Source organism: Porphyromonas bennonis DSM 23058 = JCM 16335 (genome assembly GCF_000375645.1).
In the GTDB taxonomy this organism is placed as follows: domain Bacteria; phylum Bacteroidota; class Bacteroidia; order Bacteroidales; family Porphyromonadaceae; genus Porphyromonas_A; species Porphyromonas_A bennonis.
The window spans coordinates 1-2,376 of record NZ_AQWR01000078.1; the positions used below are offsets into that span (position 1 = coordinate 1).

The following is a 2,376-nucleotide window of genomic DNA, read 5'->3' on the forward strand; positions in this document are numbered from 1 at the left end:
AAGGCGGAGGCTCTCAACCAAAACCTCCAGCGCTTCATCAGCGTCAACTACGGAGCCAGAAACACCGACTTCTTTCTCTACCGCATCGCCCTCCATTTCTCTTGAATCCCTCCCCTCAACAAAGGTAATCTCTTTTTACTCCCCGTCCCAGCACATCAAAATGCGAATTAACCGTGTTTTTCCAATCGATGTCGCAGTGCTTCCTCTGTTTGGGGAGAAGTACGCATTACTTGTAAGACTTTCTCCCTTACGGCTGGTATCAGTGGCTTGATAGCTTGCTTAGATTGTTGCATCCTATTTTGCACGGCTGTATAGCCCACACCACGACCTATCTCCGAGGCATGGATGGTGTACTTACCTTATCGCCTTTATCATCAGTCGGTACATAGACCAGTCCATCGTACTTCTTCCCTCGAAACCCTGTTTTGACTTCTTCCACGGCAAGATTGTAGTGGGAAAGAATGGCATTGAGTTCTCCCAGCGAACAGAAGCGATAATGCTTCAGAACAGAACGAGCTATAAATGCTACCTGCTCTTTGATATTTCCTTTTGCCATATCCAACTTTGAGAGCTCTTGTAGCTATTTATGCTAACCACCAAACTTTTTAGGTAGAGATTTTATGCGGTCTGATACTCTTGAGCTACTTTGAGGTGGTGATCGGGATCATATAAGGTGTCGTTCTTCACCATAGCCCATATTATAGTGATCAGCTTATTCTTAATGTTATTGATGATGATCAGCTTCGGCTTGCCCTTTTTGAGCAGCCTTTCCCTGTAGAGGGCGATCTCAGGATTCCAAATCATGGCTGAGACGGCGACCATATACAGAAGTCCGGAGTAGTAGGAGTCAGCCTGCCTGCTCCTATGGGAGCCGTTTTGTATGGACGTGCCGGACTCGCTTCTGAAGGGTGCTATGCCGAGAAAACAGGCTAGAGACCTCTTGGAGCCGAATGTCGTAAAGCCGCTCGTGAGGACAATCAAAGCGATAGCAGTTACCGGTCCCACACCATTGATGCTGACGATGATGTCATAGATCCTGGAGAGCTTCTTTTCAGACCTTATGAGGCTGTACATTTGTCGGTCTACTTTGGCGATCTGCTCTTTGATGTAAGCCAATTGTCTGTCCAGGATTTTTATATTCATCACGATGGCCTTGCTGCCTGGCTTGGCCTTGAGACGGACTTCGGCATCATGTTTCTTGCACATCAGTCCGGCTTGCTCCTTCACGAGACGTCGTCTGATGTCATTGCACTCCCTGAGCTCTGAGAGAACCGGACTTTCGGGGACAAAGAGTCTGACCCTCTTCTGATAGAAAGTCCTTGCATACTCGGCGATCATGGTCGCGTCCGCCGAGTCAGACTTCTCTCGGACGATCCTGCCGGAGCCGTTCTTGATACAGATGGCGTTCTCAAGCCAGCAGTCGATCCCGGCGTCAAAAAGCCTCCGTGGCAGGAGGAGACTATAGCTCCCGGTATGCTCCCCGCAGACCAGCACATCGGAGAGTGAGCACGTCTCAGGAAGGAGCTTTACGATCCACGATACGAGTGCCTTAGCACCCTTGTCATCATTGGAGAAGGACTTGGGCAGACAAACCGGATGCTGATCCTCACCAAGAAGAGCAGAAGCGACAAAATTCGCTTTGGCAAAGTCAATGCCGACAAATAGAGTTTTCTTCATAACTTTGAATGCTTTTAGTTTGAGCGGTACTAAGCGACAAAAGCTGTTTTAGGCAAAAGCTGTAATTAGGTTCTTCCTATCTATTTATTTGGCTTTTAACAGCTTGACCGAGAGGAGGTCCATAGCCCGGAATGGATTTTTCAATCCCTGCTAAACAAATGGTTTACCATCCTCTCAGTCGGTTAGTGCCGCTCTTCATACAACAAAGATACGATACTAACCCTGCTGTCAGGAGCACCTGCAGGGCTGACGTTTTTGGATTTGCCTGAGATCTTCCTGAATAAAAACGAGAAAAATATCTGGAAATCAGGGCATTAAGCTTGCGTAACCAGCGAATTATTAGTACCTTTATATCTGATAATCAATCGTTTGTCTCTCTTTTTAAGCGTTATTGGGTATGAATAATTTGCTCTCGGTCATCTCGCTCATTCCTGAGTTTAGGAAAGGGAATCATTTGGTTTATCCCATTGATTACCTTTTGCTTGTGGCTTTTTGCACAATGATGTGCAACNAAACTTCGTGGCATGCGATGGAGGACTATGCCGAGATCCATCAGAAGGACTTGAGGAAACTGTATTTCAAGATTTCGGGAAAGGTGCTCAGGAGGTACACACCTTCACACGACGTGTTCTGCGCCGTCTTCCAGACCCTATCGCCGATTATGTTCCACAATGCATTTAAGTCCTGGCTCCTAGAGGT

General features: G+C 47.2%; 2 protein-coding genes and 1 pseudogene. 1 reads left to right on the forward strand and 2 read right to left on the reverse strand.

The window, feature by feature from the left end; all coding sequences use genetic code 11:
* Nucleotides 1–170: 170 nt before the first annotated feature.
* Nucleotides 171–580 (reverse strand): annotated as a pseudogene (locus tag B088_RS08530) (relaxase); the annotation flags it as partial.
* A 38-nt stretch (nt 581–618) separates the two neighbouring features.
* Nucleotides 619–1,677: an IS110 family RNA-guided transposase gene (locus tag B088_RS08100; protein ID WP_018107926.1), complete on the reverse strand. Its 1,059-nt coding sequence runs from the start codon at nt 1,675–1,677 to the stop codon at nt 619–621.
* A 397-nt stretch (nt 1,678–2,074) separates the two neighbouring features.
* Here B088_RS08100 and B088_RS08835 point away from each other — a divergent pair.
* On the forward strand, nt 2,075–2,376 hold a 302-nt coding region (locus B088_RS08835), incomplete at its 3' end, for a transposase family protein (protein ID WP_018107927.1).

Bases quoted from the DNA above. Each gene is read 5' to 3' on its own strand.
- B088_RS08100 (WP_018107926.1), bottom strand. From the start codon at position 1,677: ATGAAGAAAACTCTATTTGTCGGCATTGACTTTGCCAAAGCGAATTTT.